This is a genomic window from Bacillus sp. AFS002410 (genome assembly GCF_002556365.1).
Taxonomy (GTDB): domain Bacteria; phylum Bacillota; class Bacilli; order Bacillales; family Bacillaceae_G; genus Gottfriedia.
The window spans coordinates 1-3,235 of the sequence record NZ_NUEU01000109.1 but is presented as its reverse complement, the minus strand read 5'-3'; the positions used below and the strand labels follow the sequence as shown (position 1 = coordinate 3,235).

At 32.4% G+C, this 3,235-nt stretch carries 3 protein-coding genes; 2 read left to right on the top strand and 1 reads right to left on the bottom strand.

Going from position 1 to position 3,235, the window contains the following annotated elements; genetic code table 11:
- A partial coding sequence (locus tag CN692_RS25335; protein ID WP_098121892.1) for an IS110 family transposase occupies positions 1-932 on the top strand: 932 nt, incomplete at its 5' end.
- A gap of 158 nt (positions 933-1,090) precedes the next feature.
- On the opposite strand, the gene CN692_RS25330 is transcribed toward CN692_RS25335, so the two are convergent.
- The gene (locus tag CN692_RS25330; protein ID WP_142317576.1) at positions 1,091-2,641 is read right to left on the bottom strand and encodes a hypothetical protein; all 1,551 of its coding nucleotides are present in this window, start codon (positions 2,639-2,641) and stop codon (positions 1,091-1,093) included.
- A gap of 274 nt (positions 2,642-2,915) precedes the next feature.
- Between CN692_RS25330 and CN692_RS25325 the strand changes: the two genes are divergently transcribed.
- Entirely contained in the window at positions 2,916-3,179 is a 264-nt protein-coding gene (locus CN692_RS25325) for a hypothetical protein (RefSeq protein WP_098121890.1), read from the top strand.
- Positions 3,180-3,235: the final 56 nt, after the last annotated feature.

Genomic DNA, 3,235 nt, shown 5'->3' with positions numbered 1-3,235 from the left:
ATTACCATTCACCTGTTATGAAGTTCTTAGATAACTCAAATTATATTTATATCGTTATTAATCCATTAATCTCTTATCGTGCTAAAAGTTCAAGTTTAAGAAAGGTAAAGACTGATGTCATCGATGCGTACCACCTCTGCGAGCTGTATTACAAAGAAGAGTTAGAGCCATATAAAAAACGTGGTGCACAATTACTGAATCTACGAAATTTAACGAGACAACATGATCATTTAACGGGTATTAGTTCACAGGCAAAACTACATTTTCTAGCGATTCTAGATCAAGTGTTTCCTGAATATCGAGGTGTATTTGGAGATTTGTATTCTAATGTTTCGCTCTTAACTTTACTAGAGTTTCCTTCATCTGAGGCTGTGTTACAAACAGGTGAAGATCAACTAGCTAAACGAATCGCATCTTTATGTACGAGTCGTTCTAAACAATGGGCAAACGAAAGAGCTAAGCTTTTAATGACTGCGGCTGAAAAAAATCCGTTTCAAGTAAATCTTTATAAAAGCCTTATTATTACGCTTGAAATGCATATCAAAATGGTTCTTCAATACAAAGAACATCTATCCAATTTAAAAGTAGAGATAGATGTCCTCGTAANNAAACTTGTGGCTTTCACTGGAGTTGACCCGAGTGTCTTTGAATCTGGTAAATTCGCTGCCAGTAGAAACCGCATTACAAAACGTGGTTCTAGTCGATTGAGACATGCGTTATTTATGGCTGTTCGTTGTGCAATTCGTGATAATCGTAAGAGTAAGACAACAGACGAAATCATCCCACGGAATAAACGAATGCGACAATTTTATGATAAAAAGCGTGAAGAAGGAAAACCATTTAGAGTAACAGTTATTGCTTGTGTAAACAAACTATTACATTGGATTTATGCCCTGTTAAAAAGCAAAACGACTTTCCAAGATCTAGCTTAAAATCTAAATCAACCATAATTACCATAATCTTCCAATTTTAAATAATGGGAAGATTATTTGGCATGTCAAAAATAGTATAACATGAGTCACATATTTTTTTTATTGAAAATTATTGACAAACTATTAGCTGGTTTAGTTACATTAGAAAAACTCATAGTTCACATCTCTTCCCAAACATAATTTGGAATGGTTGCAATAAATAATATGTTTTGGAATACATCTATATCCAAAACAATATTATCTTTAGCCTCATATACTTTCTCTATCTTTTCGATAGTTTCATTTCCAAAATCAAATTCATAAATTGCAGCACCTCTATCTGTTATACCAAATAATTTCTGTCCTTTTTTTATTAATTTAAATATCTGTTCATCAGTTTGTAGTTTTTTCCATTTACTTCCACTGACGTCACGTATCCACAATCCAATATCGGTAGTGATTACGATCTTATTCTTTAGGATTTTCATATCCCAAGGAATACCTACATTTTTGGGGATAGATATTGCATTCCATTTATCTTTGTTCTTCCGATGAATCTCCCTATTTTGAGTTAAAATAAATAACTCTCCCTTATCTGAGATTTGAATTGTGCGAAGGGATTCAGGAACTGTATGTTTTCCCCAACTATCCCCTTGAGTTATAGTTGTGTAAACCATACCATCTGATAAAACTGCAATGTTATTATTCAAAGAATAGTCTATGTTTTCAATTTCCTTTTTTAAATTCAATATTTTATTACCTTTATTTTTACTCGTTACATTTGACCATATCTCGGATGCCGTTGATACATACAATTCTTCTTCAGGGTTAAACCAAGCGTATTTTACATACTTACTTATTTCTAAGTCCGTCAACTTTTCCCCAATGTTTGAACTTACTCTAAGAAACGGATGATTGGCTGTATTAAACTGGGTTGGTTTTCTATCACCCCAAGTAACCAAGTTTCTTTTCCCTGCTGTGATTCCCATTATTGCCATACTTTTTTGGGTTATCTTAGAAGATTTTGATTCTTTTTGTAAGGATATCAAACCACCACCATATGGGACTTTGTGTATTGCGCCTGTCACTTCCGCGTTTTTAGGGTCGAAGCTAATTCGTGTAAATAATTTATTACTATCAGTACCCAAAATGGTTATACTTGGTTTCCCTTCGATAAGATCAAGAGTATACTGGTAACCTGTAGCCCAATCCAATCCTTTCTGGAGACCATATTTTTTTTTTGCTATATTTAGTAGGTATGGACTATCAAACTTAATATCCTCCAATTTTATCGTTCCATTATTATCCCCTACATGCTCACGGCTAAAGGATATTTTCCCTTGAGAAATTCCTATAGATAATAATTTTTGATTTGATGCACTAAATTCCATATTCCAATAATACCGTTTCCCAGTTTCTCCCTTTGAACCTTCCAAATTTTCGTCGACACTTGTTATCCTCGTTAAAGAAGCATTTTTATTCCATGTTTTTGCTCTATTTAAGCCAAGATATATAGCCTCCTTAAGTGTTAATTCTTTGTTATCTATTCTTTTAATGGATGCCTTAACCACTTTTATTTCGATACTAATTAGAGTTAATACTATGGCTAATATAACTAATTTAGATGCTACCTTTTTAATACTTAACAAGGTGAAACCACCATCCATCCTATAATCAAAATAAAAAACCAGTTTTAACAAAGGGTTTGTCAAAATTGGTTTTTTATTCAATCAACTTACTACTTACTTAATTAAAAAAAGATTATTCGAACTAACTCAATGATTTTCAACTAAAGCATGCAATAGTTGAAGAACACGAGCTGCTTATATGCGGCTTTTTTTATTCAACAAAATAGCAAATCAGTTTTATAAGAGAAATTGCATTCCTGTGTCAAAAAGGCGAGATTTTCCCAAGTTATCGATGTGGAATGTGCTGTATAATTAATTAATAAAAGATTTAACATCTCTTTAGCTTATGGATGAAAATTAGGATGGAGTGATTGAATTGGAAGTAATTATAATGGGGATTGTTTTGGCATTTTCAATGCAATACGCAAAAAAAAGAAAATTTAAGCTAATTGAATTTATCCTTAATTTTGTAATGTTTTCAGCTCTTATTTATGTAATTCATTTTGTTGTTGATTATACGAAATCGATATTCCATCTTTCAATGCGATTTGCTGGATTAGTATTTTTTATTGGATGCTGTGCTATTGTATTTATGTTCTGGAGACAATTTAAAAATCAAAGAAAGTACGAAACAAAATAACGCCTTTTCATTCAATGGTTCTTATACAACTAACTGATGCTTGTGCGGCCGAGCCT